At 57.8% G+C, this 26,872-nt stretch carries 28 protein-coding genes; 21 read left to right on the top strand and 7 right to left on the bottom strand.

Translation table 11 applies throughout. The features are described from left to right. Window positions 1-50: 50 nt before the first annotated feature. Window positions 51-1,622 carry a galactarate dehydratase gene (gene garD, locus F3J31_RS12035; RefSeq protein WP_045415288.1) on the top strand — a complete coding sequence of 524 codons (1,572 nt, stop codon included), beginning with the start codon at window positions 51-53 and terminating at the stop codon, window positions 1,620-1,622. Window positions 1,623-1,667: 45 nt separating this feature from the next. Here the strand turns inward: garD and F3J31_RS12030 are convergent, their stop codons facing one another. After that, the gene (locus tag F3J31_RS12030; protein WP_045415290.1) at window positions 1,668-2,471 is read right to left on the bottom strand and encodes a DeoR family transcriptional regulator; all 804 of its coding nucleotides are present in this window, start codon (window positions 2,469-2,471) and stop codon (window positions 1,668-1,670) included. A gap of 239 nt (window positions 2,472-2,710) precedes the next feature. Here F3J31_RS12030 and kbaZ point away from each other — a divergent pair, with 239 nt between their 5' ends. The 11 genes from kbaZ to F3J31_RS11975 all read left to right on the top strand — a co-directional run bounded on the left by kbaZ (window position 2,711) and on the right by F3J31_RS11975 (window position 14,804). Further along, the gene (kbaZ, locus tag F3J31_RS12025; RefSeq protein ID WP_167213291.1) at window positions 2,711-4,018 is read left to right on the top strand and encodes a tagatose-bisphosphate aldolase subunit KbaZ; all 1,308 of its coding nucleotides are present in this window, start codon (window positions 2,711-2,713) and stop codon (window positions 4,016-4,018) included. Between the two features lie 18 nt (window positions 4,019-4,036). Next, window positions 4,037-4,510: a PTS N-acetylgalactosamine transporter subunit IIB gene (gene agaV / locus F3J31_RS12020; RefSeq protein ID WP_167213288.1), complete on the top strand. Its 474-nt coding sequence runs from the start codon at window positions 4,037-4,039 to the stop codon at window positions 4,508-4,510. 10 nt (window positions 4,511-4,520) lie between these two features. After that, window positions 4,521-5,300 (top strand): PTS N-acetylgalactosamine transporter subunit IIC, encoded by a 780-nt coding sequence (gene agaW, locus F3J31_RS12015; protein ID WP_024906387.1) that lies wholly within the window; start codon window positions 4,521-4,523, stop codon window positions 5,298-5,300. After that, window positions 5,290-6,168, top strand: coding sequence for a PTS N-acetylgalactosamine transporter subunit IID (gene agaE, locus F3J31_RS12010; protein ID WP_167213285.1), 879 nt, complete (start codon window positions 5,290-5,292; stop codon window positions 6,166-6,168). Before agaW ends, agaE begins: the two co-directional genes overlap by 11 nt. A gap of 16 nt (window positions 6,169-6,184) precedes the next feature. Beyond that, window positions 6,185-6,619, top strand: coding sequence for a PTS galactosamine/N-acetylgalactosamine transporter subunit IIA (agaF, locus tag F3J31_RS12005; RefSeq protein ID WP_045355421.1), 435 nt, complete (start codon window positions 6,185-6,187; stop codon window positions 6,617-6,619). Beyond that, window positions 6,616-7,749: an N-acetylglucosamine-6-phosphate deacetylase gene (gene nagA, locus F3J31_RS12000; protein ID WP_167213282.1), complete on the top strand. Its 1,134-nt coding sequence runs from the start codon at window positions 6,616-6,618 to the stop codon at window positions 7,747-7,749. Before agaF ends, nagA begins: the two co-directional genes overlap by 4 nt. Window positions 7,750-7,995: 246 nt before the next feature. After that, on the top strand, window positions 7,996-9,141 hold the full coding sequence (locus F3J31_RS11995; protein WP_167213279.1) for an SIS domain-containing protein: 1,146 nt from the start codon (window positions 7,996-7,998) through the stop codon (window positions 9,139-9,141). A gap of 12 nt (window positions 9,142-9,153) precedes the next feature. Next, complete coding sequence (gene kbaY, locus F3J31_RS11990; protein WP_167213276.1) at window positions 9,154-10,026, top strand: tagatose-bisphosphate aldolase subunit KbaY; 873 nt, start codon at window positions 9,154-9,156, stop codon at window positions 10,024-10,026. A gap of 115 nt (window positions 10,027-10,141) precedes the next feature. After that, window positions 10,142-11,713 (top strand): maltose/glucose-specific PTS transporter subunit IIBC, encoded by a 1,572-nt coding sequence (gene malX, locus F3J31_RS11985; protein ID WP_045415298.1) that lies wholly within the window; start codon window positions 10,142-10,144, stop codon window positions 11,711-11,713. A gap of 12 nt (window positions 11,714-11,725) precedes the next feature. Continuing rightward, window positions 11,726-12,898, top strand: coding sequence for a PatB family C-S lyase (locus F3J31_RS11980; protein WP_167213273.1), 1,173 nt, complete (start codon window positions 11,726-11,728; stop codon window positions 12,896-12,898). Between the two features lie 16 nt (window positions 12,899-12,914). Continuing rightward, on the top strand, window positions 12,915-14,804 hold the full coding sequence (locus F3J31_RS11975) for an enterotoxin (RefSeq protein WP_167213270.1): 1,890 nt from the start codon (window positions 12,915-12,917) through the stop codon (window positions 14,802-14,804). A 69-nt stretch (window positions 14,805-14,873) separates the two neighbouring features. Here F3J31_RS11975 and rsmI read toward each other — a convergent pair whose 3' ends face one another. After that, on the bottom strand, window positions 14,874-15,737 hold the full coding sequence (rsmI, locus tag F3J31_RS11970) for a 16S rRNA (cytidine(1402)-2'-O)-methyltransferase (protein WP_048028870.1): 864 nt from the start codon (window positions 15,735-15,737) through the stop codon (window positions 14,874-14,876). A gap of 62 nt (window positions 15,738-15,799) precedes the next feature. On the opposite strand from rsmI, the gene F3J31_RS11965 reads away from it, so the two are divergent. From F3J31_RS11965 to dolP, 4 genes are read left to right on the top strand one after another with little or no spacing between them, the layout of a single operon-like run. After that, complete coding sequence (locus F3J31_RS11965; RefSeq protein WP_167213267.1) at window positions 15,800-17,932, top strand: penicillin-binding protein activator; 2,133 nt, start codon at window positions 15,800-15,802, stop codon at window positions 17,930-17,932. Beyond that, the gene (locus F3J31_RS11960; protein ID WP_045910089.1) at window positions 17,890-18,285 is read left to right on the top strand and encodes a YraN family protein; all 396 of its coding nucleotides are present in this window, start codon (window positions 17,890-17,892) and stop codon (window positions 18,283-18,285) included. Before F3J31_RS11965 ends, F3J31_RS11960 begins: the two co-directional genes overlap by 43 nt. A 21-nt stretch (window positions 18,286-18,306) precedes the next feature. Next, window positions 18,307-18,897 carry a DnaA initiator-associating protein DiaA gene (gene diaA / locus F3J31_RS11955; RefSeq protein ID WP_003861754.1) on the top strand — a complete coding sequence of 197 codons (591 nt, stop codon included), beginning with the start codon at window positions 18,307-18,309 and terminating at the stop codon, window positions 18,895-18,897. A gap of 9 nt (window positions 18,898-18,906) precedes the next feature. Continuing rightward, complete coding sequence (gene dolP, locus F3J31_RS11950; RefSeq protein WP_024906379.1) at window positions 18,907-19,482, top strand: division/outer membrane stress-associated lipid-binding lipoprotein; 576 nt, start codon at window positions 18,907-18,909, stop codon at window positions 19,480-19,482. Window positions 19,483-19,547: 65 nt separating this feature from the next. Here dolP and F3J31_RS11945 read toward each other — a convergent pair whose 3' ends face one another. Together F3J31_RS11945 and F3J31_RS11940 are read right to left on the bottom strand one after the other, a co-directional pair. Beyond that, window positions 19,548-20,585, bottom strand: a complete 1,038-nt coding sequence (locus F3J31_RS11945) for a permease (protein WP_167213264.1) — start codon at window positions 20,583-20,585, stop codon at window positions 19,548-19,550. Between the two features lie 39 nt (window positions 20,586-20,624). After that, complete coding sequence (locus tag F3J31_RS11940) at window positions 20,625-21,269, bottom strand: NAD(P)H-binding protein (protein WP_167213261.1); 645 nt, start codon at window positions 21,267-21,269, stop codon at window positions 20,625-20,627. A gap of 128 nt (window positions 21,270-21,397) precedes the next feature. On the opposite strand from F3J31_RS11940, the gene F3J31_RS11935 reads away from it, so the two are divergent. Continuing rightward, window positions 21,398-21,916 (top strand): type 1 glutamine amidotransferase domain-containing protein, encoded by a 519-nt coding sequence (locus F3J31_RS11935; RefSeq protein WP_023333577.1) that lies wholly within the window; start codon window positions 21,398-21,400, stop codon window positions 21,914-21,916. On the opposite strand, the gene F3J31_RS11930 is transcribed toward F3J31_RS11935, so the two are convergent. Then, the gene (locus F3J31_RS11930) at window positions 21,896-22,330 is read right to left on the bottom strand and encodes a YhbP family protein (RefSeq protein ID WP_008501485.1); all 435 of its coding nucleotides are present in this window, start codon (window positions 22,328-22,330) and stop codon (window positions 21,896-21,898) included. The genes F3J31_RS11935 and F3J31_RS11930 overlap by 21 nt on opposite strands. A gap of 14 nt (window positions 22,331-22,344) precedes the next feature. On the opposite strand from F3J31_RS11930, the gene F3J31_RS11925 reads away from it, so the two are divergent. Then, window positions 22,345-22,674 (top strand): GIY-YIG nuclease family protein, encoded by a 330-nt coding sequence (locus F3J31_RS11925; protein WP_008501484.1) that lies wholly within the window; start codon window positions 22,345-22,347, stop codon window positions 22,672-22,674. On the opposite strand, the gene F3J31_RS11920 is transcribed toward F3J31_RS11925, so the two are convergent. Then, window positions 22,661-23,164: an N-acetyltransferase gene (locus F3J31_RS11920; protein ID WP_045910092.1), complete on the bottom strand. Its 504-nt coding sequence runs from the start codon at window positions 23,162-23,164 to the stop codon at window positions 22,661-22,663. The genes F3J31_RS11925 and F3J31_RS11920 overlap by 14 nt on opposite strands. Continuing rightward, complete coding sequence (locus F3J31_RS11915) at window positions 23,158-23,682, bottom strand: SCP2 domain-containing protein (protein WP_045910093.1); 525 nt, start codon at window positions 23,680-23,682, stop codon at window positions 23,158-23,160. The genes F3J31_RS11920 and F3J31_RS11915 overlap by 7 nt, the downstream gene beginning before the upstream one ends. Before the next feature lie 211 nt (window positions 23,683-23,893). On the opposite strand from F3J31_RS11915, the gene F3J31_RS11910 reads away from it, so the two are divergent. From F3J31_RS11910 to F3J31_RS11900, 3 genes are all read left to right on the top strand, one after another. Continuing rightward, complete coding sequence (locus F3J31_RS11910) at window positions 23,894-24,889, top strand: peptidase U32 family protein (protein WP_021242249.1); 996 nt, start codon at window positions 23,894-23,896, stop codon at window positions 24,887-24,889. Between the two features lie 7 nt (window positions 24,890-24,896). Beyond that, the gene (locus F3J31_RS11905; RefSeq protein ID WP_048028859.1) at window positions 24,897-25,775 is read left to right on the top strand and encodes a U32 family peptidase; all 879 of its coding nucleotides are present in this window, start codon (window positions 24,897-24,899) and stop codon (window positions 25,773-25,775) included. Between the two features lie 78 nt (window positions 25,776-25,853). After that, complete coding sequence (locus F3J31_RS11900; protein ID WP_167213258.1) at window positions 25,854-26,861, top strand: luciferase-like monooxygenase; 1,008 nt, start codon at window positions 25,854-25,856, stop codon at window positions 26,859-26,861. The last annotated feature ends 11 nt before the right edge of the window (window positions 26,862-26,872 follow it).

Below are 26,872 nucleotides of genomic sequence, written 5' to 3'. Positions count from 1 at the left end.
GAAAAATGGCTGAATTTATTATCAGAGTTTTTGCTGGAGAATACTGAACAATGGCCGACATTGAAATTCGACAGGCACCGCCGACGGCGTTTTATATAAAAGTGCACGACGCCGATAACGTTGCGATTATCGTCAACGACAATGGCTTAAAAGCGGGAACCCGCTTTCCGGACGGGCTGGAACTGATTGAGCATGTTCCGCAGGGACATAAAGTCGCCCTGGTGGATATCCCTGTTAACAGCGAAATCGTGCGTTACGGTGAAGTCATCGGCTATGCCGTTCGTTCGATACCGCAGGGAAGCTGGGTGGAGGAGTCGCTGGTGGCGCTGCCAGAAGCGCCGCCGCTGAATACGCTTCCGCTGGCAACCCGCGTGCCGGAACCGCTTCCCCCACTGGAAGGCTATACCTTTGAAGGCTATCGCAATGCGGACGGCAGCGTCGGCACCAAAAATCTGCTCGGCATTACCACCAGCGTGCACTGCGTGGCGGGCGTAGTGGATTACGTGGTGAAAATCATCGAACGCGATCTGCTGCCAAAATACCCGAACGTCGACGGCGTGGTGGGCCTGAACCACCTCTACGGCTGCGGCGTGGCGATTAACGCCCCTGCTGCCGTGGTGCCTATCCGGACCATCCACAATATCGCCCTGAACCCGAACTTTGGCGGCGAGGTGATGGTCATTGGCCTCGGCTGTGAAAAATTGCAGCCAGAACGTTTGCTTCAGGGGACCGAGGATGTCAAAGCCATCCCGGCAGACGAGGCCAGCATCGTGCGCCTGCAGGACGAACGCCACGTCGGTTTCCGCTCAATGGTCGACGATATTTTACAGGTAGCAGAACGCCATCTGGACAAGCTCAACCGCCGCCAGCGCGAAACGTGCCCGGCCTCTGAGCTGGTTGTGGGTACCCAGTGCGGCGGCAGCGATGCCTTCTCCGGCGTGACGGCCAACCCGGCGGTGGGCTTTGCATCCGATCTACTTGTTCGCTGCGGCGCCACGGTAATGTTCTCCGAGGTGACCGAAGTGCGAGACGCCATCCATCTGCTGACGCCGCGCGCGGTTAATGAAGAGGTCGGCAAGCGCCTGCTTGAGGAGATGGCCTGGTACGATAACTATCTCGATATGGGCAAAACCGACCGCAGCGCCAATCCCTCCCCCGGGAACAAGAAAGGCGGCCTGGCAAACGTGGTGGAAAAAGCCCTCGGCTCTATTGCCAAATCCGGGCAGAGCGCCATTGCAGAGGTGCTCTCTCCGGGACAGCGCCCGACGAAACGCGGGCTGATCTACGCGGCAACGCCGGCCAGCGATTTTGTGTGCGGCACGCAGCAGGTAGCATCCGGCATTACAGTGCAGGTCTTTACCACCGGGCGCGGCACGCCGTACGGCCTGATGGCGGTGCCGGTGATTAAAATGGCGACCCGAACCGCGCTGGCGAACCGCTGGTATGACTTAATGGATATCAACGCGGGAACCATCGCCACCGGAGAAGAGAGCATTGAGGACGTGGGCTGGAAGCTGTTCCACTTCATTCTCGATGTCGCCAGCGGGCGGAAGAAAACCTTTTCGGATCAGTGGGGATTACACAACCAGCTGGCGGTGTTTAACCCGGCACCGGTGACGTGACTTTCTCTCACTCTGCCCTCTCCCCCAGGGAGAGGGTAAAAAAATTTAAACCAACACCACCTCAATCCCGCTTTTCCGTAATCCTTCCAGACTCTCCGCCGGAATACCTTCATCGACAATAATCATATCAATCCTTTGCGTATCAATGATTTTATGCAGGCTTGAGCGGTTAAATTTGCTGGAGTCAGTAACAACGATAATACGCTCCGCCACCTCGCACATTTTGCGATTCAGACGGGCTTCGTCTTCGTTATGCGTACTCACGCCCCGATCGAGATCGATGGCATCGACGCCCAGGAACAGCAGGTCAAAATGGTAATTCTGTAGCGACTGCTCGGCCTGGTCACCGTAGAAGGATTGCGACTGACGACGCAAATGCCCGCCGGTCATCAGCAACTCCACCCCATCAGCTTCCAGCAGCGCATTCGCCACGTTCATGCCGTTAGTCATCGCAATCACATCCGTGTGCTGACGCAGCATGCGGGCGATTTCAAACGTCGTGGTACCCGAATCCAGAATGATGCGGTGCCCGGGTTTGACCAGCGCGGCAGCGGCCTGGGCGATGCTGCGCTTCACCGCCGTATTTAGCGAGCTTTTATCTTCCACGGAAGGCTCAGCGCCCGGCACATTACCTTCACAAATCAGTGCCCCGCCGTAGGCGCGAACGGCAATGCCCTGCTTCTCAAGAAAGGCGAGGTCATTGCGGATCGTCACCGTCGAAACGCCGTACAGATGAGACAGATCGTTAACCTGCACGCTTCCCTGCGCCCGCAACCGCTGAATGATCTGCTCTCGCCTTTCACTGGTGCCGGTGATGCGCTTTTCTGCGGATGAATCGGTGCTGCTCATACGAGCTCCTTAATCAATATTCTTTCGTTTCATTTCGTTTTGCCTATTAAGGCCTTTCCTTTACGGGAATGCAAGCCCTGCATGGTGACGATACGCAAGCTGGCATCACGCTGAAACCTTTCATTATGTTTCTTTTGTGAAACAGATCGGAAAACCATTATCTTTCGTTTTATTTTTATATCACCATGATGCAGGATTAAATGAAACAAAACGAAAGATAAATATCATTACCATCCGAAATGGAGAGGAAAGTGAAACATCTGACAGAAATGGTGGAACACCATAAACGGGGGAATTCAAACGGGATTTACGCCGTCTGCTCCGCGCATCCGCTGGTACTGGAAGCGGCAATTCGTTATGCGCATTCGCATCAGTCGCCGCTGCTGATCGAGGCCACCTCCAACCAGGTGGATCAATTTGGCGGCTATACCGGCATGACGCCCGCTGATTTTCACGGGTTTGTCTGCAAGCTTGCCGAGTCGCTCGGTTTCCCGACGTCGCAGCTGATCCTCGGCGGCGATCATTTAGGCCCCAACCGCTGGCAAAATCTCCCTGCGGAACAGGCGATGGCCAACGCAGACGATCTGATCAAAAGCTATGTTTCTGCCGGATTCAAAAAGATCCACCTCGACTGCAGCATGTCCTGTGAGGACGATCCGGTTCCCCTGACCGATGCGATCGTCGCCGGACGCGCCGCACGCCTGGCGAAGATTGCCGAAGCGACCTGTCGCGAGCAGTTTGGTGTAACCGATCTGGTCTACGTTATCGGCACGGAAGTACCGGTTCCCGGTGGCGCGCACGAGACGCTCACCGAACTTGAAGTCACCACGCCGGACGCGGCCCGCGCCACGCTTGAAGCGCACCGTCATGCATTCGAAAAGGAAGGCTTAACCGACATCTGGCCGCGCATTATTGGTCTGGTCGTCCAGCCCGGCGTGGAGTTCGACCATGCGCACGTCTGCGACTATCAGCCGCAGAAAGCCGTCGCCCTGAGCAAAATGGTTGAAGCCTACGACACGCTGGTGTTTGAAGCGCACTCCACCGACTACCAGACGCCGCAGGCGCTGCGAAAGCTGGTCAACGATCACTTTGCGATTCTGAAAGTTGGCCCCGGCCTGACCTTCGCCCTGCGCGAAGCGCTCTTCGCGCTGGCCGCCATCGAAGAGGAACTGCTGCCAGCGAAAGCCGTTTCTGGCCTGCGTCACGTGCTGGAAAACGTCATGCTCGATCGCCCGAAATACTGGCAAAGCCATTACCACGGTGACGGCAACGCGCGTCGCCTGGCCCGCGGCTACAGCTACTCTGACCGCGTGCGCTATTACTGGCCAGACAGCCAGATTGACGACGCTTTTGAACGGCTGGTGCGCAACCTGGCAGACGAGCCCATTCCGCTGCCGCTGATCAGCCAGTACCTGCCGCTGCAGTACGGCAAAGTTCGCGAGGGCGCTCTCAAGTCAACGCCACGGGAACTCATCATCGACCACATTCAGGACATACTCCAGCAGTACCACGCCGCCTGCGAAGGTGTAACAACGCAAAACGCATAATAAAAAGAGGAAAGCGCTATGCCAAACATTGTCTTATGCCGCATTGATGAACGTCTGATCCACGGTCAGGTGGGCGTGCAGTGGGTGGGGTTTGCGGGGGCAAACCTGGTACTCGTCGCCAACGATGAGGTGGCTGACGATCCGGTTCAACAGAGCCTGATGGAGATGGTGCTCGCGGAAGGGATCGCCGTGCGCTTCTGGTCACTGCAAAAAGTGATCGACAACATTCACCGCGCCGCTGACCGCCAGAAAATCCTGCTGGTCTGCAAATCACCCGCTGATTTTCTGAAGCTGGTTGAGGGCGGCGTGCCCATCACCCGTATCAACGTAGGAAACATGCACTACGCCAGTGGCAAACAACAAATTGCCAAAACGGTCTCTGTCGACGCGAAAGATATCGCCGCGTTCAACGGCCTGAAAGCGGCCGGGGTGGAATGCTTCGTTCAGGGCGTTCCAACAGAAACTGCTTTGGATCTCTTTAAACTGCTCTGAGGGATTCACAATGGAAATCAGTCTGTTGCAGGCGCTGGGGTTGGGCATTCTCGCCTTTATCGCCGGTCTGGATATGTTTAACGGGTTAACGCACATGCACCGCCCGGTGGTGCTCGGGCCGCTGGTCGGCCTGATTCTGGGCGACCTGCATACCGGTATTTTGACCGGCGGCACGTTAGAGCTGGTCTGGATGGGGCTGGCGCCGCTCGCCGGTGCCCAGCCGCCGAACGTCATTATCGGCACCATTGTGGGTACCGCATTTGCCATCAGCACCGGGGTGAAGCCAGAAGTTGCCGTTGGCGTCGCCGTGCCGTTTGCCGTCGCGGTACAGATGGGAATTACGTTCCTCTTCTCGGTGATGTCCGGCGTGATGTCACGCTGCGATCGCATGGCGGCCAATGCAGATACTCACGGTATTGAACGGGTGAACTATCTTGCGCTGCTGGCGCTCGGCATCTTCTATTTTCTGTGCGCCTTCCTCCCGATCTACTTCGGTGCGGAACATGCGAAAACCGCCATTGATGTTCTGCCGGCACGGTTGATTGACGGCCTCGGCGTCGCGGGCGGCATCATGCCTGCCATCGGCTTCGCCGTGCTGCTGAAGATCATGATGAAAAACGTCTACATCCCTTACTTCATTATCGGTTTTGTCGCCGCCGCCTGGCTCAAGCTTCCGGTGCTGGCGATTGCGGCCGCCGCGCTGGCCATGGCGCTGATCGACCTGATGCGTAAATCACCTGAACCGACGGCTCCTGCGGCCCAGAAAGAGGAATTCGAAGATGGCATCTAATCAAACAACGTTACCGGGCGTGTCTGAATCCGAAGAGACGCTGCTGACCGGCGTCAACGAAAACGTCTACGAAGACCAGAGCATCGGTGCCGAACTGACGAAAAAAGATATTAACCGCGTGGCCTGGCGTTCAATGCTGCTGCAGGCCTCGTTTAACTATGAACGTATGCAGGCCTCCGGTTGGCTGTACGGGCTGCTGCCCGCGCTGAAAAAGATCCACACCGACAAGCGAGACCTGGCGCGGGCGATGAAAGGCCATATGGGCTTCTTTAACACCCACCCGTTCCTGGTGACCTTTGTTATCGGCATCATTCTGGCGATGGAGCGCTCCAAGCAGGATGTGAACAGCATCCAGAGCACCAAAATTGCCGTCGGCGCGCCGCTCGGCGGTATCGGCGACGCCATGTTCTGGCTAACCCTGCTGCCCATCTGCGGCGGTATCGGCGCCAGCCTGGCGCTGCAAGGGTCGATTCTGGGGGCCGTGGTCTTTATCGTGCTCTTTAACGTGGTGCACCTCGGCCTGCGTTTTGGTCTGGCGCACTACGCATACCGGATGGGCGTGGCGGCCATTCCGCTGATCAAAGCCAACACCAAAAAGGTCGGTCACGCGGCGTCTATCGTCGGGATGACGGTGATTGGCGCGCTGGTGGCAACCTATGTCCGACTCAATACGACACTTGAAATTAAGGCGGGTGATGCCGTCGTCAAACTGCAGGCCGACGTTATCGACAAGCTGATGCCCGCGTTCCTGCCGCTGGTCTACACCCTGACCATGTTCTGGCTGGTGCGCCGCGGTTGGAGCCCGCTGCGGCTGATCGGTATCACCGTGCTGCTGGGCGTAGTCGGTAAGTTCTGTCACTTCCTGTAAAAGCAAAGAGGTTGCGATGTTAGGCATTATTTTGACGGGTCACGGCGGTTTTGCCAGCGGGCTTGAGCAGGCGATGAAGCAGATCCTCGGCGAGCAGCCGCAGTTTATCGCCATCGATTTTCCTGAAACATCCACCACCGCGCGACTGACCGCTCAGCTTGAGCAGGCAGTGAGTGAACTCGATGCAGAGCACGATATTGTGTTTCTCACCGATTTGCTCGGCGGCACGCCGTTTCGCGTGGCATCGACGCTCGCCATGCAACGGCCGGGCAGCGAAGTGATCACCGGGACCAACCTGCAGCTGCTGCTGGAGATGGTGCTGGAGCGCGACGGATTAAGCAGCGAAGCGTTTCGTCTGCAGGCGCTGGAGTGCGGGCACCGCGGCCTGACGAGCCTCGTAGACGAACTGGGACGTTGTCGCGAGGAAGCCCCTGCCGAGGAAGGGATATGAGGCAGCTGCTGCGCGCGAGGCGGGTGCTTACCGAACAGGGCTGGCTGGATGACCACCAGCTACGCATTGAAAACGGCGTGATTGCGGCTATTGAGCCTGTCCCAGCGGGCGTGACGTCGCGCGATGCGGAACTGCTCTGCCCGGCGTATATCGATACGCACGTCCATGGCGGCGCGGGCGTGGACGTGATGGATGATCCGCCTGACGTGCTGGATATTCTCGCGATGCATAAAGCGCGCGAAGGCGTGGGCGCCTTTTTACCCACTACCGTTACCGCGCCGCTGGAGGCTATCCACGGCGCGCTCGCGCGAATCGCCCGTCGCTGTCAGTCGGGCGGCCCCGGCGCGCAGATCCTGGGCAGCTACCTGGAAGGACCGTACTTTACGCCGCAGAACAAAGGGGCGCATCCGCCTGACCTGTTCCGGGAACTGGATATCGCCGAGCTGGACAGCCTGATTGACGTTTCACTGAGCACGTTACGGGTGGTGGCGCTGGCGCCGGAAAAACCTGGCGCGTTGCTGGCGATTCGCCATCTCAAACAGCGCGGAATACGCGTGATGCTGGGCCACAGCGCCGCTACGTTCGATCAAACCCTCGCCGCGTTTGACGCGGGTGCCGATGGGCTGGTGCACTGCTATAACGGCATGACGGGACTGCACCACAGGGAACCCGGCATGGTCGGCGCAGGGCTGACGGACAAACGGGCGTGGCTGGAGCTGATTGCCGACGGCCACCATGTCCATCCGGGAGCCATGCGGTTATGCCGTTGCTGCGCAAAAGAACGCCTGGTGCTGATCACCGATGCCATGCAGGCAGCCGGTATGCCGGACGGTCGGTATACGCTCTGCGGTGAAACGGTCACGATGCAAAACGGCGTGGTTCGAACCGGTTCCGGCGGGCTGGCCGGGAGCACGCTCTCGCTGGATGCCGCTGTACGCAATATGGTGGAACATACAGGTATCACTGCCGAAGACGCCATTCATATGGCCTCGTTGCATCCCGCCCGCCTGCTGGGCATGGATAATCAACTCGGTTCGTTAGCGCCGGGTAAACGCGCGAATCTCAACGCGCTGAACGGGGGTTTACACATCCAGCAGATCTGGATTCAGGGCCAGGCTCTCCCCCTTTAGCCCTTTCATTGTATCTCCTTTTGGCTTTACGGCCTGAAACCGTAAGGCCTTTCTTTTCCTTTCCTTTAATCTGCCTCTTCCTTTCACGATCACACTTTTCGTTTTATTTCTTTTCTTTCGTTGAAGTTTCGATTTCTTTTCTATAGATTTTATTTAACTGCTAAAGTGAACAAGTGAAACGAAACGAAAGATAGCGACACGATTGCCAGCGTCTGATGTGGAATTCACACGACTAAGGATTGAGTTATGCCACAAACTACCACCGCCACAACCGGCACCTGGACCGAGGAAGAGATCCGCCAGCAGCCTGCCAGCTGGATCCGCTCGCTCAACAATATCGATAGCCTGCGTTCTTCGATCGACAGCTTCCTGACGCCGCTGCTGCGCAAGCACGATCTGCGGATCGTCCTGACCGGCGCGGGAACGTCCGCGTTTATCGGCGATATCATTGCGCCATGGCTTGCGAGCCACACCGGGAAAACTATCTCCGCCGTCCCGACCACTGACCTGGTCACAAACCCGATGGATTACTTCAGCCCTGCGCATCCGCTGCTGCTGGTTTCGTTTGCCCGATCCGGCAACAGTCCGGAAAGCGTCGCAGCCGTTGAACTGGCCAATCAGTTCGTACCGGAGTGCTACCACCTGTCGATCACCTGTAACGAGGCCGGAAGCCTGTACCAGACCGCCGTCGACAGCGATAACGCTTATGCCCTGCTGATGCCTGCCGAAACGCACGATCGCGGGTTCGCGATGACCAGCAGCATCACCACCATGATGGCGAGCTGTCTGGCCGTATTCGCCCCGGAAACGATCAACAGTCAAACCTTCCGCGACGTGGCCGATCGCTGTCAGGCGATCCTCACCTCGCTCGGCGATTTCAGCCATGGCGTCTTTGGCAGCGAACCGTGGAAACGGATCGTGTATCTGGGAAGCGGCGGTCTGCAGGGCGCGGCGCGCGAATCGGCGCTGAAGGTGCTGGAGCTGACGGCGGGCAAGCTGGCGGCATTCTACGACTCCCCCACCGGTTTCCGTCACGGGCCGAAGTCGCTGGTGGATAACGAAACGCTGGTGGTGGTGTTCATCTCCAGCCATCCGTATACGCGCCAGTACGATCTGGATCTGCTGGCCGAACTGCGCCGCGATCGCCAGGCCCTGCGCGTCGTCGCCATCGCCGCTGAAAACGATCCGGCCATTGAAGCGGGGCCGCATATTCTCCTCCCGCTTTCCCGTCCGTTTAACGATATGGAACAGGCGTTCTGCTTCCTGATGTATGCGCAGGTCTTTGCCCTTACCCAGTCGCTCAGCGTAGGCAATACGCCCGATACGCCATCCGCCAGCGGGACGGTCAACCGCGTGGTGCAGGGCGTTGTTATTCATCCGTGGCAGGCTTAAGAGGAACTGATTATGAGTATTATCTCGACCAAATATCTTCTCCAGGACGCGCAGACAAAAGGCTATGCCGTTCCGGCGTTCAACATCCACAACGCGGAGACGATCCAGGCGATCCTAGAAGTGTGCAGCGAAATGCGATCGCCAGTGATCCTCGCGGGCACGCCGGGAACCTTTAAGCATATTGCGCTGGAAGAGATTTACGCCCTGTGCAGCGCCTACTCCCTCACCTACGACATGCCGCTGGCGCTGCACCTCGATCACCACGAATCGCTGGACGATATTCGCCGCAAGGTCAACGCGGGCGTGCGCAGCGCGATGATCGACGGCAGCCACTATCCGTTTGAACAGAACGTGAAGCTGGTGAAGTCGGTGGTCGATTTCTGCCACCTCAACGACTGCAGCGTCGAAGCCGAACTGGGCCGCTTGGGCGGCGTGGAAGATGACATGAGCGTGGACGCCGAAAGCGCGTTTCTCACCGATCCGCATGAGGCGAAACGCTTTGTCGAACTGACCGGCGTCGACAGCCTTGCCGTCGCCATCGGCACCGCACACGGCCTGTATACCAAGCGCCCAAAAATCGACTTCCAGCGGCTGGCCGAGATCCGTGAAGTGGTCACCGTGCCGCTGGTGCTGCACGGCGCGAGCGATGTGCCGGATGAGGATGTGCGTCGCACCATCGAACTGGGCGTGTGCAAAGTTAACGTGGCAACCGAGCTGAAAATCGCCTTCTCTGACGCGGTGAAAGCCTGGTTTGCCGACAACCCGCAGGGCAACGATCCGCGCTTCTATATGCGGGTCGGCATGGACGCCATGAAAGAGGTGGTCAGAAGCAAAATCACCGTTTGCGGCTCCGCAAACCGGCTGCTGCTTCCAGCGGAAGCCTGATCCCATCGCGCATTACGTCAGTACTTAAAAATAACTATAAGCCTCGCAAATATGAAGGCGCGTCCTTAAGCCGGACAGCGCCTTCCATTATCCTAAAAATCCGAGGAGTCCCTACATGACACAGGAAAAGTCGTTTAAATCGAAAGCGTGGGAATTTTTCCAAAGCCTGGGAAAGACCTTTATGTTCCCGGTCTCCCTGCTGGCCTTTATGGGGTTGCTGCTGGGGATCGGTAGTTCCGTCACCAGCCCTTCCACCATTAAAAGCTTTCCCTTTCTGGGCGGCGAGTTAACGCAGTTAACCTTTGGCTTTATCGCCATGGTGGGCGGCTTCGCCTTTACCTATCTGCCGCTGATGTTCGCCATGGCGATCCCGATGGGCCTCGCGAAACGCAACAAGGCCGTGGGCGCTTTTGCCGGGTTCGTTGGCTACATGCTGATGAACATGAGCATCAACTACTACCTGACCGCCACCCACCAGCTTGCCGATGCCGCGACCATGAGACAGGTGGGACAATCGATCGTGCTGGGGATCCAGACCCTGGAGATGGGCGTGCTGGGCGGCATCGTGGTGGGGGTGATTACCTATTTCCTGCACGAGCGTTTTCAGGACACGGTCCTCCACGACGCCTTTGCCTTCTTTAGCGGCATCCGTTTTGTACCGATTATCACCGCCCTTACCCTTTCACTGGTCGGGCTGTTCATTCCCCTGCTGTGGGAATACGTGGCGCTGGGGATTGCCGGGATTGGCCATATTATCCAGAGCACCAGCGTTTTCGGCCCCTTCCTTTACGGCGTGGGCGTGCTGCTGCTTAAACCCTTCGGCCTGCACCACATTCTGCTGGCGATGGTGCGCTTCACGCCAGCAGGCGGGATTGAGATGGTCAACGGCCATGAAGTGGCCGGCGCGCTGAATATCTTCTACGCCGAGCTGAAAGCCGGACTGCCGTTTAGCCCGCACGTTACCGCGTTTCTGTCACAAGGGTTTATGCCGACCTTTATCTTTGGCTTACCTGCCGTGGCCTACGCCATCTACCGCACCGCGCGTCCGGAAAACCGCCCGGTGATTAAGGGACTGCTGCTTTCCGGCGTGCTGGTGTCCGTCGTTACCGGTATTTCAGAGCCGATTGAATTCCTGTTCCTGTTTATCGCCCCTGCGCTTTACGCCTTCCATATCGTGATGTCGGGCCTGGCGCTGATGGTGATGGCCCTGCTGGGGGTAACCATCGGCAACACCGACGGTGGGATTCTGGATCTGCTGATCTTTGGCGTGATGCAGGGGATGTCGACCAAATGGTATCTGCTGTTCCCGGTCGGTATCGCCTGGTTTGCTATCTACTTCGTCGTCTTCCGCTGGTACATCCTCAAACACGATATCAAGACGCCGGGACGTGAAGTGGATGTACAGGCTGCACAGCAGGCTGTCGAAGCCAACACCCGCGCGCGTGGAAAATCGAAATACGATCATGGGCTTATCCTGCAGGCGCTCGGTGGCAAAGAGAACATCGAGTCGCTCGACAACTGCATCACCCGCTTGCGTCTGGTGGTGAAAGAGATGGGCCTTATCGATCAGCAGGCGCTGAAAGCAGCGGGTGCCCTGTCGGTGGTGGTGCTGGATGCTCACAGCGTACAGGTGATCATCGGCCCGCAGGTGCAGAGCGTCAAAACCGGCATTGAAGCCTTAATTTAACAGGGGGTCGTTGTGTTTGATTTCGACAAAATCATCGAGCGTAAAAGCGATAAGTGCCGTAAATGGGACCATGCGTTTGTCTGCTCACGCTTTGGTGATGTTCCGGAGGGGTTTATTCCGCTGTGGATCGCAGATATGGATTTCACCTCACCGCCCGCAGTTATTGAAGGCTTCCAGCGCATCGTGGAGCACGGCACCTTTGGCTATACGTGGTGTTTCGACGAATTCTACGACGCGACGATCGCCTTTCAGCGCACGCGTCATCAGGTTGAGGTAGACAGGTCGTGGATCACGCTGACCTACGGCACCGTGTCCACACTGCACTACACGGTTCAGGCGTTCTGCACGGCTGGCGACAGCGTGATGATGAACACCCCGGTCTACGACCCGTTTGCAATGGCGGCACAGCGCCAGGGCGTTAAGGTCCTCGCTAACCCGCTTCGCGTGGAGGAAAACCGCTATCAGCTGGATTTTCATCTGATTGAAGATCAGCTCAAAACCCACCGTCCAAAACTGTGGTTCTTCTGCTCGCCGCATAATCCTTCGGGCCGAATCTGGCGCGCAGATGAGATACGGCAGGTGTCCGCTCTCTGTAAGCGCTACGGCACGATTCTGGTGGTTGATGAGGTTCACGCCGAGCACATTCTGGACGGTACATTCGTCAGCTGTCTGACTTCGGGCTGTGCCGCGCAGGACAACCTGATCGTGCTGACGTCGCCCAATAAAGCCTTCAATCTGGGCGGGCTGAAAACGTCTTATTCGATGATCCCGGACGATTCGCTGCGCCAGCGCTTCCGCCAGCAGCTTGAGAAGAACTCGATTACTTCCCCCAATATGTTCGGCGTATGGGGGATTATCCTCGCCTATCAACACGGTCTGCCGTGGCTCGACGCGCTGAACGGGTATCTGCAAGGCAACGCGCGCTACCTTGCAGACGCGATTCAGACCCACTTCCCGGCGTGGAAGATGATGAACCCGGAATCGTCGTATCTGGCCTGGATAGACGTGAGCGCCGACGAGCGCAGCGCCACCCAGTTAACCCAACATTTTGCCCGGCAGGCGGGCGTGGTCATTGAAGACGGCAGCCACTACGTGCAAAACGGCGAAAACTACCTGCGGATTAACTTCGGCACCCAGCGCTACTGGCTGGAGCAGTCCATCACCCGAATGCTGAAGCATTACTGATAAGGATCTAAACCCGATGAAAAAAGTGCTCACTCTTTCGCTGCTGGCTCTCTCTGTTTCTCACGGCGCGGCGGCCGCCAACTACGCGCTCAATAACGACAATATTGCCCTTTCGTTTGATGATGCAAACGCAACGGTAGTAGTGAAGGACAGCAAGGCTAACCATCCGCTCACGCCCCAGGAGCTGTTCTTTCTGACGCTGCCGGATGAGACAAAAATCCACGCCGCTGATTTCTCAATCAAGCATGTCGAAAAGCGGGACAACGCGATTGTCATCGACTTTACGCGCCCGGATTTTAACGTAACGGTGAAGCTGAATCTGGTGAAGGATAAGTATGCCAGTATCGATTACACCCTCGCGGCTGTTGATAAGTCGCGAGACGTGGCGAAAATCACCTTCTTCCCGACAAAAAAACAGTCTCAGGCACCGTATGTTGACGGGGCCATTAACAGTTCGCCGATCGTGGCTGATTCGTTCTTTATTCTGCCGGATAAACCGATCGTGAATACTTACGCCTATGAAGCGACGACCAACCTCAACGTCGAGCTGAAAACCCCCATTCAGCCTGAAACGCCGGTCAGCTACACGATGTATTTCGGCACCTTCCCGGAAACCAGCCAACTGCGCCGCAGCGTGAACCAGTTTATCGATGCCGTGCGCCCCCGTCCGTATAAGCCTTACCTGCACTACAACAGCTGGATGGATATCGGCTTCTTTACACCTTACTCCGAGCAGGATGTGCTGGGGCGGATGGACGAGTGGAATAAGGAATTTATCACCGGACGCGGCGTGGCGCTGGACGCGTTCCTGCTGGACGACGGCTGGGACGACCTTACCGGGCGCTGGCTGTTTGGTCCGGCATTCAGCAACGGTTTTGGCAAGGTACGGGAAAAAGCCGACAGCCTGCACAGCTCGGTTGGGCTGTGGCTCTCACCGTGGGGAGGCTACAACAAGCCCCGCGACATTCGCGTCTCGCATGCAAAAGAGTATGGATTCGAAACCGTCGACGGGAAGCTGGCGCTGTCAGGGCCGAACTACTTTAAGAACTTCAATGAGCAGATCGTTAAGCTGATCAAAAACGAACATATTACCTCGTTCAAACTTGATGGGATGGGAAACGCCAATTCGCATATTAAGGGCAGTCCGTTCGCCTCGGATTTTGACGCCTCTATCGCCCTGCTGCATAACATGCGCAGCGCTAACCCAAACCTGTTTATCAACCTGACCACCGGGACCAACGCCAGCCCGTCCTGGCTGTTCTACGCTGATTCGATCTGGCGCCAGGGGGACGACATCAACCTGTACGGCCCCGGCACGCCGGTGCAGCAGTGGATGACCTACCGCGATGCGGAAACGTACCGCTCGATTGTGCGCAAGGGCCCGCTGTTCCCGCTGAACTCCTTGATGTACCACGGGATCGTCAGCGCGGAGAATGCCTACTACGGTCTGGAGAAGGTACAAACGGACAGCGATTTTGCCGACCAGGTCTGGAGCTATTTCGCGACCGGTACGCAGCTGCAGGAGCTGTATATCACCCCGTCAATGCTGAATAAGGCGAAGTGGGACACCCTGGCACAGGCGGCGAAATGGTCCCGGGAAAACGCCAGCGTGCTGGTGGACACCCACTGGATAGGCGGCGACCCAACGGCGCTGCAGGTTTACGGCTGGGCGTCATGGAATAAAGACAAAGCGATTCTTGGCTTGCGTAACCCGTCGGATAAGCCGCAAAGCTACTACCTGGATTTGACGAGAGATTTCGAAGTCCCGACAGGAAACGCGGCGCGGTTTAGTCTGAAGGCGGTGTATGGCCGTAATTCAACCGTACCGGAGGCGTACAAAAACGCCGTGGTGATTACGCTGCAACCGCTGGAAACGCTGGTATTTGAGGCGATACCTGCTAGCTAAAAGACGCTTAAAGATCTGTAGGCCGGGTAAGGCGAAGCCGCCACCCGGCAAAAACGGGCAGGAGATGCCTTACTCCCCCTGCTGCTCCAGCGCATACTTATACAGCGCATTTTTCTTCACGCCGTGAATTTCTGCCGCCAGCGCAGCGGCTTTCTTCAGCGGCAGTTCCGCCTGCAGCAGCGCCAGCGTACGCAGCGCGTCGGCAGGAAGCGCGTCTTCTTCCGCCTTGTGCCCTTCGACAATCAGCACCATTTCACCCTTGCGGCGGTTTTCGTCTTCCTTCACCCACGCCAGCAGTTCACCTACCGGCGCTCCGTGGATGGTTTCCCAGGTTTTGGTCAGCTCGCGCGCCAGCACCACGTAGCGGCCTTCCCCCCAGACGGTCACCATATCTTCCAGGCTCTCCAGCAGGCGGTGCGTAGATTCGTAGAAAATCAGGGTACGCGGTTCCGCTTCCAGGTCTTTTAAGACGTCGCGGCGGCCTTTGGATTTAGCGGGCAGGAAGCCTTCATAGCAGAAACGGTCAGACGGCAGACCTGCGGCGCTTAACGCAGCAATCGCGGCGCACGGTCCCGGCAGGGGTACCACGCGAATACCGGCTTCGCGACAGGTACGCACCAGGTGATAGCCCGGATCGTTGATCAGCGGCGTACCGGCATCGGAGACCAGGGCAATGTTTTGCCCCTCTTTCAGTTTGGCCACCAGCGTTTCGGCTTTTTGTTGCTCATTGTGATCGTGCAGAGCAAACAAACGGGCGTTAATCGCGAAATGTTGCAGCAGTAAGCCGGTATGGCGGGTGTCTTCAGCAGCAATTAAATCAACAGCTTGCAGTACGGTCAGCGCACGTTGGGTAATATCAGACAAATTCCCGATAGGAGTAGGTACAATATAAAGCTGGCCTTGAGAATTATCTGCCGTTTCGTGTTGTTTCATTGTTTCGTCCGTATTGCCGATTTAATATTGAGCATTGCGTAAAAAAAATCACTGGATACAGTATGGTACCGTTAACGTTTCTTCGAAAAAAAGCCACGCGCAGCGTGCCGCTTCTGCTGGCAGCCCTGATCTTTGCAGGCTGTGGCACCCAGGCACCTGACCAGAGCACCGCCCATCTCCAGGGTTCTGCTCAGGCTGATTCTGGCTTTTATCTGCAACAAATGTCGCAGAGTTCAAATGATACCAAGACCAACTGGCAATTACTCGCCATTCGTGCACTGCTGAAAGAGGGTAAAACCCAGCGGGCAGCCGAACTGTTTAACCAGTTGCCAAAAGATCTTAACGATGCCCAGCGTCGTGAGCAGAGCCTGCTCTCTGCCGAGCTGAAAGTTGCGCTGAAAGATTACGCCGCCGCGAAGAAGATCCTCGGTGATATCGACGTGAGCGCGCTGGATAAAAACCAGCAGGCGCGCTTCTGGCAGGCGGGCATTACCTCTGAGCAGGGACGCCCTTCCCTGACGTTGCTCCGCGCGCTCGTCGCGCAAGAGCCGCTGCTTGGCGGTGCTGATAAGCAGAAAAATATTGATGCCACCTGGCAAGCGCTGGCGTCGATGACGCAGGAACAGGCGCAGGCGCTGGTCATCAATGCGGATGAAAACGTCCTGCAGGGCTGGCTGGATCTGCAGCAGATGTGGTTTAACAACCGCAGCGATCCTAAGATGTTGAAAGCCGGCATTACGGACTGGCAGACGCGCTACCCGCAAAACCCGGGCGCGAAAATGCTGCCAACCCAGCTGGTGAACGTGCAGAACTTTAAGCCTGCCTCGACCAGCAAAATCGCCCTCCTTCTGCCACTCAACGGCCAGGCGGCGGTGTTTGGACGCACCATTCAGCAGGGCTTTGAAGCGGCGAAAAACGGCACGACGGCGGTCACCGGCAGCGCCGTTCCCGCACAGGCGGCCCAGGCGGCTAACGTGAATGATGTTGTCAGCCCATCCGCCGCAGAGACCAGCGACCTGACCACGGCGCAAGCGCCAGCGCAGGGCACGATGCAAAACCCGGTGACGGCCCCGACGACGCCGGCACCGGTGCCAGCAACTCCGGCTCCAGCCGCTGTTCCAGCTCCTGCCACAACAGCAGAACAGCCTCAACAGCCGCCTGCACAGCCAACTGCTCAACCTGCCGCGCAGCCGCAGTCCGTGGCAACCACCAGCGCCAACCCGGGCGCTGAATTGAAAATCTACGATACCAGTTCGCAGCCGCTGGACCAGGTTCTGGCGCAGGTTCAACAGGATGGCGCGAGCATCGTTGTCGGTCCGCTGCTGAAAAACAACGTGGAAGAGCTGATGAAGAGCAATACCACGCTGAACGTGCTGGCGCTCAACCAGCCAGAGCAGGTTCAGAACCGGGCCAATATCTGCTACTTCGCGCTCTCTCCGGAAGATGAAGCCCGCGATGCGGCGCGTCATATTCACGAGCAGGGTAAGCAGGCGCCGCTGTTGCTCATCCCACGCAGCGCGCTGGGCGATCGCGTGGCCAATGCCTTTGCCGATGAGTGGCAGAAGCTGGGCGGCGGCGTGGTACTGCAGCAGAAATTCGGTTCCGTCTCTGAACTGCGCGCGGGCGTCAACGGCGGGGCGGGTATCGCGCTTAACGGTAGCCCGGTCACCGCGAGCCTGCCACAGCAGCAGGGCGTGACGATTGGCGGCCTGACGATCCCTGCACCGCCAACCGACGCGCAGATTAGCGGTGGCGGTAAAGTGGATGCGGCCTATATCGTTGCCACACCGCAGGAGATCGCCTTTATCAAACCGATGATTGCAATGCGTAACGGCAGCCAGAGCGGCGCAACGCTTTACGCCAGCTCCCGCAGCGCACAGGGCACCGCAGGCCCGGATTTCCGTCTGGAAATGGACGGTCTGCAGTACAGCGAAATCCCGATGCTGGCTGGCAGCAATCCATCCCTGATGCAGCAGGCGCTGAGCGCGGTGCGTAACGATTACTCTCTGGCGCGTCTGTATGCGATGGGGGTTGATGCGTGGGCGCTGGCGAACCACTTTACCCAGATGCGTCAGGTGCCGGGCTTCGAGCTTAACGGCAACACCGGCGATCTGACCGCCACTCAGGATTGTGTGATTAACAGGAAGTTATCATGGCTCAAATACCAGCAGGGGCAGATCGTCCCGGCCAGTTAAGCCGTAAACAGACCGGCGATGCGTGGGAGTTAAAGGCGCGTCGCTGGCTTGAAGGCAAAGGACTGCATTTCATCGCCGCCAACGTCCGCGGGCGTGGCGGCGAAATCGACCTGATCATGAAAGACGGTCAGGTCATCGTGTTTGTAGAAGTGCGCTTTCGACAGTCCTCCCGTTTTGGCGGTGCTGCCGCCAGCGTGACGCTCGCCAAACAACATAAATTATTACAGACTGCCCACTTGTGGCTTGCCCGCCATAATGGGAGTTTTGATACTGTGGATTGCCGGTTCGATGTGATAGCCTTCACCGGAAATGAGATCGAATGGCTTAAAAACGCTTTTGGCGAAGACGCATAATTAAGATTTAAAAGGGATAACGTGCTCGAAAGAATTAAAGTGTGCTTCACAGAAAGCATCCAGACTCAGATTGCCGCGGCGGAAGCCCTTCCGGATGCTATCTCGCGTGCCGCAATGACGCTGGTGCAATCCCTGCTAAACGGCAACAAAATCCTCTGTTGTGGCAACGGCACGTCAGCCGCCAACGCACAGCATTTTGCTGCCAGCATGATCAATCGTTTTGAAACAGAACGCCCGAGTTTACCTGCCATTGCACTTAATACCGATAATGTGGTCTTAACGGCGATTGCTAACGATCGTCTGCATGACGAAATTTACGCAAAGCAGGTGCGAGCCTTGGGTCATGCCGGAGATGTGCTGCTGGCCATCTCCACGCGCGGCAATAGCCGGGATATTGTCAAAGCCGTTGAAGCCGCCGTCACCCGCGACATGACTATCGTGGCCTTAACCGGCTATGACGGGGGTGAGCTGGCGGGTCTGCTTGGGCCGCAGGATGTGGAAATCCGCATTCCGTCTCACCGGAGCGCACGTATTCAGGAAATGCATATGCTCACGGTGAACTGCTTATGTGACTTGATCGATAACACGCTTTTCCCTCACCAGGATGATTAAGGAGTTCTTATGAAGGCTTTATCGACCCTCGCAGTCCTTATGTCTGCATTACTGCTTCAGGGATGTATCGCTGCGGCCGTTGTGGGTACCGCCGCAGTAGGCACCAAAGCGGCAACCGATCCGCGCTCTGTGGGGACACAGGTGGATGACGGTACGCTGGAGCTGCGCGTCAACAGTGCGCTGTCGAAAGACGAACAGATCAAGAAAGAGGCGCGTATCAACGTGACGGCTTACCAGGGCAAAGTGCTGCTGGCAGGCCAGGCGCCGAATATGGAACTCGCCTCGCGTGCGAAACAGATTGCGATGGGCGTTGAAGGGACCACAGAGGTGTTTAACGAAGTGCGTCAGGGCAAGCCAATTGGCCTGGGTGATGCTTCTTCCGATACCTGGATCACCACCAAAGTGCGTTCCCAACTGCTGGGTTCGGACCAGGTGAAATCTTCCAACGTGAAGGTGACGACGGAAAACGGTGAAGTGTTCCTGCTGGGTCTGGTGACCGACCGTGAAGGGAAAGCGGCGGCCGATATTGCCAGCCGGGTGAGCGGCGTGAAGCACGTCACCACCGCGTTTACTTACATTAAATAAAAAAATCCCCTCAAGTGAGGGGATTTTTTTGTAGGCCCGGTAAGCGTAGCGCCACCGGGCGTTTTTCACAGAAGCGCAATACTCCCCACCAGCACCCCACTCAACGCCACCAGCCCTGCGGTGAGCCACAGCGCTTTCGCCGGGAATGACTTACGCAGCATAATCAGCGACGGCAGGCTGATGGCAGGCAACGTGATGAGCAACGCCAGCGCCGGTGCGGTGCCCATGCCGGCCAACATCATGGTCTGAACAATGGGAATTTCTGCGGCGGTAGGGATCACAAACAGGCAGCCTGCAACGGCCATCGCAATGACCCACAACAGCGTGTTGTCGATAGCGCCATCCGCATGCGGGAAGAGCCAGACGCGCGCCGCCCCGAGAACCAGCACCGCCAGGATATAGACCGGGATGGTGCTCCAGAAAAGCTGCCATAGCGCCCTGCCCCAGCGGGCAAAGAACCCGCCCTGCGGCTCGCTGACGTCCAGCTCAATAGACGCGGACTCTGGCGTCTTATCCTTCACCAGATTTTGCACCAGCGTCGCCACCACCAGCACGGTCAGCAGTCCGGCCACCAGACGAATGAACGCGAAATGCCAGCCCAGGACAAAGCCCATAAACACCAGCGTCGCCGGATTGAGCAGCGGGTTGCCCATCCAGAACGCCAGTGCGCCGCCCATTGATACGCGCTGGCGTCGCATCCCTGCCGCCACGGGTGCAGCACAGCAGGAGCACATCATCCCCGGCAGGGAGAAGATCGTTCCCAGCAGCGTCCCCTGAAAGCGCGGCTGTCCGAGGGTTTTCACCAGCCAGTTGCGCGGGATCAGCACCTGAATCAGTGAGCCCAGGATCACGCCCAGGACGGCAGCCTTCCAGACGGCAAGGAAGTAGACCATGGCATAGTCCCACGCCGCCTGAAGCGGGCTGGCATCAGCCTGAGCGAGAATAGATTTACCGATGCTGTGCGTTTCGGCGGCGGTGAAGGCTTTGCCGTAGTACGGCTGCCATTTCACGTACCAGAGGCCAATAATGACCACGAGAAAGAAGAGTGCGGGCTTCCACCATTGAACAGGTGTTGCCGCCTGAGATGAAGACTGACCAGTCATAGCATTCCCCGGAGAGTATGAGTAATTAGCCGGGGGAGTTTACGCCTCGCCCTGCGCGATTTCACGCAGTTTTGCCGAAGGGATAATGTTTACGCCCGCTTTTGACGGGGCCAGTCCCTCTTTTAACATCGCCCGCGCGACATCCCGCGCCTCGATGGCTTTCCAGTTGCCGGGAAGGATCCGAAACAGCGGGGCCAGCATCGACTCGTTAAAGCGGCGCTCGTCGCGGTGGCCGATCAGCATCGAGGGGCGCACAATCGTCAGTTGCTCCCATTTCTGCGCAATCAGTGCATCCTCCATCTTGCCCTTCACCTTGTTGTAGAAGAAAGGCGATCCGGCACTGGCGCCCAGCGCGCTGACCACCAGAAAATGTCTGGCCCCCAGCTTTTTCGCCGTAAGCGCGGTGTCCACCACCAGCGTATAGTCGGCGTGGATAAATGCCTCTTTGCTCCCCGCCTCCCGCCGCGTGGTGCCCAGACAGCAAAACGCGATATCAATGGGATCCTGCACCTGCGCCAGCGCATCCGTCAGTTGAGGATCGTGCGGATTAAAGACGCCGGAGATGTCCGCCAGCGGTCGACGCGTCGGGGCGGCGATGTAGTTCACGCGGCGATCCTGAATCAGCAGCCGCAGCAGATGATCGCCCACTAGCCCGGTAGCCCCGGTAATCAGTACCTGACTCATCGTATCCCCTTTACAGAATTGTCCGTTTGCGAACTCAGCGTCGTCGACCACACTTAGAAGTCTGTTACAGGTAAGTATTTACCACAAGCGGAGAAAAATCAGTCTGAAGCCAAAACAACGGAGGAAGCATGGGCAAGAAAATCGCAGTCTTGATTACCGACGAGTTTGAAGATTCAGAATTCACCTCTCCTGCAGAGGCGTTCCGCAAGGCGGGACATGAGGTCATCACCATCGAGAAAGAAGCGGGCAAAACGGTGACAGGTCATAAGGGCGAGGCAACCGTAACCATTGATGAGACCATCGATAACGTTAGCCCCTCCGATTTTGACGCACTGCTATTACCCGGCGGCCATTCACCGGATTCCCTGCGCGGAGACGAGCGCTTCGTGACCTTCACCCGGGACTTTGTCTCTACCGGCAAACCGGTCTTTGCCATCTGTCACGGCCCGCAGCTGCTCATCAGCGCGGAGGTTGTCCGCGGGCGTAAGCTCACGGCGGTGAAACCGATCGTTATCGATCTGAAAAATGCGGGCGCCGAATTTTACGATCAGGAGGTGGTCAACGACAAAGACCAGCTGATCACCAGCCGGACCCCGGACGATCTCCCGGCGTTTAACCGCGAAGCGCTACGCCTGCTCGGCGCGTAGCCAGTGCAGCTTCTTGCCAAAGCCCAGGGTGTTGTCGGTAAATTTCAGCTCATCGAGGCGGATTTCCCACACCGGGGCTTTTAGCGCAGCGGCAACCGGAAAGCGGCGCGTGTAGTGCTTACGACGCGCGTCGCTCTCTTCTCCGTCCAGACGACGGATTTCCCCTTTAAACTGTACTCCACGGATCAGCGCGACCGTTTTCGGCTGGCCATTCACCGTGCCCGCGACCTTCGCCTGCTGGCCGGTCATCTGCGCATGACGCGTTTTGTCTTCACTCATGACATAAAACGCGACGCGCTCCGGATCGTAGTAGTAAAACGCGTTTGCGCACCACATCTCACCCTCGCTGTAGACGCACCAGGTGACGACGTGCTGCTTCGCCAGCCAGCGGTTGATGGCTGCCAGTGTTTCCATTTTCGTTCTCTCTCATGCTATGGTGCGTTCACCTTAACATACTGAATCTGTTTACCGTGTGCTGGTTTCTCTATCTTGTCCGAACCGCTGATAACGCACTCTACACCGGGATAACCACCGATGTGGCGCGGCGTTTTTTACAACATCAAACGGGGAAAGGGGCAAAAGCGCTGCGGGGGAAAGGGGAATTACAGCTCGCCTTTTCGGCGCCCGTCGGTGACCGATCGCTGGCCCTCAGGCTGGAATACCGCATCAAACAGCTGACGAAGCGCCAGAAAGAGCGCCTCGTGACCGGAGACGGCTCCTTTGAGGCGCTACGCGAGAGCCTGATTAAAAGCGATTGAAATGGTCGTGGTACTCGACCAGGCCATTGACGCCGTTGAGCGCGTCGTCCGCCAGACGGTGCACCTGGAACGCGGATTCCGTACCCGGCCAGCGGCAGCGCAGATCGTAATGCGCGGCCTGCTCGAAGCCTAAACGGCCATAGAACGCCGGATCGCCCAGCGCAACAACGGCCGCATAACCGAACTCATTGAGCGAATCCAGTCCTTCATAGACCAGCTGACGCGCCAGCCCCTGCCCGCGATAGTTTTCATCCACCGCCAGCGGCGCCATACCGACCCACTGCAGCTCTTCGCCCTGAACGGTGACCGGACTGAAGGCAACATAGCCCACCACCTGACCTTCGTCATCGGTGGCGACCAGCCCCAGCGTAATCAGACCGTCTTCGCGGAGATCGTGGACCAGCTGGGCTTCGGCATCGCTCGCGAAAGCACGGCGCAGCAGCGCATCGATCCCCGGCGCATCAATCCCTATTTCGACTCGAATCAGCATGGCTCACCTACTGAAGTGTGTTTACTGTCCGGCGGGGCTTTCAGCCCAGCCTCAACGAAATCTGCCATTTGCATCAACATCACGCGCAGCGCTTTCGGCATCTGCTCCAGCTCAATGGCATCCATTAAATTCTTCACGTACAGGCCCAGCTCCGTGTCGCCTTCAATCACCAGACGGCGCTGGAAGAAGAGCGTATCCGGATCCTGTTTACGCGCGGCGATCATCAGCAGATCGCTGGCGTTGGCGCTAAAGCTCACGTCCGCCTCGGCGGTTTCGCGGACGATCAGCTGGTCATTCTCAACGGAGGTAAACCAGCGCAGCCCGATGTCACGCACCTCAATGCTCAACCAGCGGCCTTCCAGGAATTCCAGCTCGCCATCCTGCAGCGCCTGGCGGAACTGCCAGCTCAGAACCTGCTCCAGCACCTGACGTTTAAGCGCGAACGGCGCCAGCTTGACCGGCACGCTCAGCATTGATGGGCCAAATTGTACGAGACGTGAACGCAGTTTATCCAGCACGAGCTTTACTCCCTGATATCTATAGTCCTGCTATTTTGCCATATCCGACGCACAACATAGCGGCGTAAATCAACAAACCGTCGTCCGGACAACCTCATTATTGGTGCCATCAATACGCCATTAGCTGCCTTAAATCAAAAATTGTCGCGTATGGGTTAATTAAAATCCCAGCTCGTTAACATTTTTGCGATCGACAACATCAGGATAAATTATGGAGCTGCTCTGCCCTGCCGGAAACCTTCCGGCGCTTAAGGCGGCCATCGAAAATGGGGCCGATGCGGTCTATATCGGGCTGAAAGATGACACCAATGCCCGCCATTTTGCTGGCCTCAACTTTACGGAGAAAAAGCTTCAGGAAGCCGTTAACTTCGTTCACCAGCACCGCCGCAAGCTGCATATCGCCATCAATACCTTTGCTCATCCTGACGGGTACGCCCGCTGGCAACGCGCGGTGGATATGGCGGCACAGCTGGGTGCCGATGCGTTGATTCTGGCCGACCTCGCCATGCTTGAGTATGCGGCAGAACGCTATCCCCATATTGAGCGCCACGTCTCTGTTCAGGCATCTGCCACCAACGAAGAGGCCGTGCGTTTTTATCACCGAAACTTTGACGTGGCCCGCGTGGTGCTGCCGCGCGTGCTCTCTATCCATCAGGTTAAGCAACTCGCACGCGTCACGCCAGTGCCGCTGGAAGTTTTTGCCTTTGGCAGCCTGTGCATTATGGCCGAAGGCCGTTGCTATCTTTCCTCGTATCTGACCGGCGAGTCGCCAAATACCGTCGGGGCCTGCTCCCCTGCCCGCTTTGTCCGCTGGCAGCAAACGCCGCAGGGGCTGGAATCCCGCCTGAATGAGGTGCTGATCGACCGCTATCAGGACGGTGAAAACGCCGGTTATCCCACCCTGTGTAAAGGCCGCTATCTGGTCGACGGCGAGCGTTACCACGCCCTGGAAGAGCCCACCAGCCTCAACACGCTGGAGCTGCTGCCGGAACTGCTGGCGGCCAATATTGCCTCGGTGAAAATCGAAGGTCGCCAGCGTAGCCCGGCCTACGTGAGCCAGGTGGCGAAAGTGTGGCGTCAGGCCATCGACCGCTGCATGGCAGACCCGCAGAACTACGCTCCGCAGCAGGCCTGGATGGAGACGCTCGGATCGATGTCCGAAGGCACGCAAACCACGCTGGGCGCGTATCACCGTAAATGGCAGTGAGAAAATCATGAAATATTCATTAGGACCGGTGCTTTACTACTGGCCAAAAGAGACGCTGGAAGATTTTTACCAACAGGCCGCCACCAGCAGCGCCGATGTGATTTACCTCGGTGAAGCGGTGTGCAGCAAGCGCCGCGCCACCAAAGTGGGCGACTGGCTGGAGATGGCGAAAAGCCTGGCCGGCAGCGGCAAGCAGGTCGTGCTCTCCACCCTTGCGCTGGTGCAGGCGTCTTCCGAACTGGGCGAGCTGAAACGCTACGTAGAGAACGGCGAGTTCCTGCTGGAAGCGAGCGATCTCGGCGTGGTGAACATGTGCGCCGAACGCAGGCTGCCGTTTGTCGCGGGTCATGCCCTGAACTGCTACAACGCCGTGACCCTGCGCCTGCTGCTCAAACAGGGCATGACGCGCTGGTGCATGCCGGTTGAACTCTCCCGCGACTGGCTGGCAAACCTGCTCACGCAGTGCGAAGAGCTGGGCATTCGCAACAAGTTTGAAGTGGAAGTGCTGAGCTACGGGCATCTGCCGCTGGCCTATTCCGCCCGCTGCTTTACCGCGCGCTCGGAAGACCGTCCGAAAGACGAGTGCGAAACCTGCTGCATTAAGTACCCGAACGGGCGCAGCATGCTGTCGCAGGAGAACCAACAGGTGTTTGTTCTCAACGGTATTCAGACCATGAGCGGCTATGTCTATAACCTCGGCAACGAGCTGGCGTCGATGGACGGGCTGGTAGATATGGTGCGCCTGTCGCCGCTCGATACCGGCGTGTTCGCGATGCTGGACGCCTTCCGCGCTAACGAAAACGGTGCCGCTCCGCTGCCGCTGACGGCGAACAGCGACTGTAACGGCTACTGGAAGCGTCTGGCCGGGCTGGAACTTCAGGCCTAAAAAAGGCTCACTTTGTTAACAACGGTTATCATTTTTTAATGCAGTATTAAAGATTCACCGTCGACAAAGTGAGCTGTTATGACTGACAAAACCCTTCCGTTTTCGGTGCTGGATCTGGCGCCGATCCCACAAGGCTCCTCGGCGAGAGAAGCCTTTTCGCACTCTCTGGATCTGGCTCAGCTGGCCGAAAAGCGTGGCTATCACCGCTACTGGCTGGCCGAACACCACAACATGGTGGGCATTGCCAGCGCCGCCACCTCGGTACTGATTGGTTATCTGGCGGCAAATACCACCACGCTGCACCTGGGCTCCGGCGGCGTGATGCTGCCGAACCACGCCCCGCTGGTGATCGCCGAGCAGTTCGGCACGCTGAATACCCTCTATCCGGGCCGTATCGATTTAGGGCTTGGCCGTGCGCCGGGCAGCGATCAGCCGACCATGCGCGCCCTGCGTCGCCATATGAGCGGCGATATTGATAACTTCCCACGCGACGTGGCCGAACTGGTGGACTGGTTCGACGCGCGTGACCCGAACCCGCACGTGCGCCCGGTACCGGGTTACGGCGAGAAGATCCCGGTATGGCTGTTGGGCTCAAGCCTCTACAGCGCGCAGCTTGCCGCCCAGCTGGGGCTGCCGTTTGCGTTTGCCTCCCATTTCGCGCCGGATATGCTGCATCAGGCGCTGCATCTTTACCGTACGCACTTCAAACCGTCCGAGCGTCTGGAGAAACCGTACGCGATGGTGTGTATCAACATCATTGCTGCCGACAGCAATCGCGACGCGGAATTCCTGTTCACCTCCATGCAACAGGCGTTTGTGAAGCTGCGTCGCGGGGAGACGGGCCAGCTTCCGCCACCGGTGGAGAATATGCATCAGCTGTGGTCAGCTTCAGAGCAGTATGGCGTTCAGCAGGCGCTGAGCATGTCGCTGGTAGGCGATAAAGCGAAAGTGCGTCACGGGCTGGAGGCGGTACTGCGTGAAACGCAGGCGGATGAAATTATGGTTAACGGCCAGATTTTCGATCACCAGGCGCGTTTGCACTCGTTTGAGCTGGCCATGCAGGTGAAAAAGGAGTTGGTGGGGTAGTTTTTTGCCGG

It is taken from the genome of Enterobacter sp. Acro-832 (genome assembly GCF_011752745.1).
Lineage (GTDB): Bacteria > Pseudomonadota > Gammaproteobacteria > Enterobacterales > Enterobacteriaceae > Enterobacter > Enterobacter quasiroggenkampii.
This window is presented reverse-complemented; position numbering and strand designations above follow the sequence as displayed.

Bases quoted from the DNA above. Each gene is read 5' to 3' on its own strand.
- F3J31_RS11905 (WP_048028859.1), top strand. From the start codon at position 24,897: ATGAAATATTCATTAGGACCGGTGCTTTACTACTGGCCAAAAGAGACG.
- F3J31_RS11930 (WP_008501485.1), bottom strand. From the start codon at position 22,330: ATGGAAACACTGGCAGCCATCAACCGCTGGCTGGCGAAGCAGCACGTC.
- kbaY (WP_167213276.1), top strand. From the start codon at position 9,154: ATGAGTATTATCTCGACCAAATATCTTCTCCAGGACGCGCAGACAAAA.
- agaV (WP_167213288.1), top strand. From the start codon at position 4,037: ATGCCAAACATTGTCTTATGCCGCATTGATGAACGTCTGATCCACGGT.
- F3J31_RS11925 (WP_008501484.1), top strand. From the start codon at position 22,345: ATGCTATGGTGCGTTCACCTTAACATACTGAATCTGTTTACCGTGTGC.
- F3J31_RS11940 (WP_167213261.1), bottom strand. From the start codon at position 21,269: ATGAGTCAGGTACTGATTACCGGGGCTACCGGGCTAGTGGGCGATCAT.
- agaF (WP_045355421.1), top strand. From the start codon at position 6,185: ATGTTAGGCATTATTTTGACGGGTCACGGCGGTTTTGCCAGCGGGCTT.
- F3J31_RS11900 (WP_167213258.1), top strand. From the start codon at position 25,854: ATGACTGACAAAACCCTTCCGTTTTCGGTGCTGGATCTGGCGCCGATC.
- F3J31_RS11910 (WP_021242249.1), top strand. From the start codon at position 23,894: ATGGAGCTGCTCTGCCCTGCCGGAAACCTTCCGGCGCTTAAGGCGGCC.
- F3J31_RS11975 (WP_167213270.1), top strand. From the start codon at position 12,915: ATGAAAAAAGTGCTCACTCTTTCGCTGCTGGCTCTCTCTGTTTCTCAC.
- agaW (WP_024906387.1), top strand. From the start codon at position 4,521: ATGGAAATCAGTCTGTTGCAGGCGCTGGGGTTGGGCATTCTCGCCTTT.
- nagA (WP_167213282.1), top strand. From the start codon at position 6,616: ATGAGGCAGCTGCTGCGCGCGAGGCGGGTGCTTACCGAACAGGGCTGG.
- F3J31_RS11945 (WP_167213264.1), bottom strand. From the start codon at position 20,585: ATGACTGGTCAGTCTTCATCTCAGGCGGCAACACCTGTTCAATGGTGG.
- F3J31_RS11995 (WP_167213279.1), top strand. From the start codon at position 7,996: ATGCCACAAACTACCACCGCCACAACCGGCACCTGGACCGAGGAAGAG.
- F3J31_RS12030 (WP_045415290.1), bottom strand. From the start codon at position 2,471: ATGAGCAGCACCGATTCATCCGCAGAAAAGCGCATCACCGGCACCAGT.
- F3J31_RS11960 (WP_045910089.1), top strand. From the start codon at position 17,890: ATGGCTCAAATACCAGCAGGGGCAGATCGTCCCGGCCAGTTAAGCCGT.
- F3J31_RS11935 (WP_023333577.1), top strand. From the start codon at position 21,398: ATGGGCAAGAAAATCGCAGTCTTGATTACCGACGAGTTTGAAGATTCA.
- rsmI (WP_048028870.1), bottom strand. From the start codon at position 15,737: ATGAAACAACACGAAACGGCAGATAATTCTCAAGGCCAGCTTTATATT.
- F3J31_RS11920 (WP_045910092.1), bottom strand. From the start codon at position 23,164: ATGCTGATTCGAGTCGAAATAGGGATTGATGCGCCGGGGATCGATGCG.
- F3J31_RS11965 (WP_167213267.1), top strand. From the start codon at position 15,800: ATGGTACCGTTAACGTTTCTTCGAAAAAAAGCCACGCGCAGCGTGCCG.
- dolP (WP_024906379.1), top strand. From the start codon at position 18,907: ATGAAGGCTTTATCGACCCTCGCAGTCCTTATGTCTGCATTACTGCTT.
- malX (WP_045415298.1), top strand. From the start codon at position 10,142: ATGACACAGGAAAAGTCGTTTAAATCGAAAGCGTGGGAATTTTTCCAA.
- garD (WP_045415288.1), top strand. From the start codon at position 51: ATGGCCGACATTGAAATTCGACAGGCACCGCCGACGGCGTTTTATATA.
- kbaZ (WP_167213291.1), top strand. From the start codon at position 2,711: ATGGAGAGGAAAGTGAAACATCTGACAGAAATGGTGGAACACCATAAA.
- agaE (WP_167213285.1), top strand. From the start codon at position 5,290: ATGGCATCTAATCAAACAACGTTACCGGGCGTGTCTGAATCCGAAGAG.